This window comes from Sphaerospermopsis reniformis (assembly GCF_005402885.1).
Taxonomy (GTDB): domain Bacteria; phylum Cyanobacteriota; class Cyanobacteriia; order Cyanobacteriales; family Nostocaceae; genus Sphaerospermopsis; species Sphaerospermopsis kisseleviana.
Window position 1 is genome coordinate 1 of record NZ_BJCE01000597.1, and the last position, 351, is coordinate 351.

The 351-nt window shown below is 41.6% G+C and carries 1 protein-coding gene; it reads right to left on the reverse strand.

Features of this window, described 5'->3' with window-relative positions; genetic code table 11:
• Positions 1-323: transposase family protein (locus FFR48_RS29900; RefSeq protein WP_236104247.1), on the reverse strand; the 323-nt coding region annotated here is incomplete at its 3' end.
• Positions 324-351 lie beyond the last annotated feature (28 nt).

The window sequence follows — 351 nt, forward strand, 5'->3', positions numbered from 1 at the left end:
TCAAATACCCGTCTGAAGGTGTCATCGGAGGGAATTCCATTTGGTAATTCCAAAAACTCTTCTAACCACTCCTGCTTGCTGATGCCGTAGTTCTCTATGTCTTCCCACCCTTGCGCTCCAGCTATGACTGCTAGAATTGCAATCACTAAGATATCGGTTAGTTGATGTTTCTTTGTTCGCTCTACTCTCTTGTCTTTTATGTCTCCAAAATTTTCCACTAAACTTTGTTGAATGGCTTCAATGGATGCCACCTGTCTTGGCTTTACCTGATGATGATTTCTTTTCTTGGAAGCACTTGACTTAGTTTCAAATCCTGCTGACATAAACCTTTATTCCTAGAGTTGAAGGGGG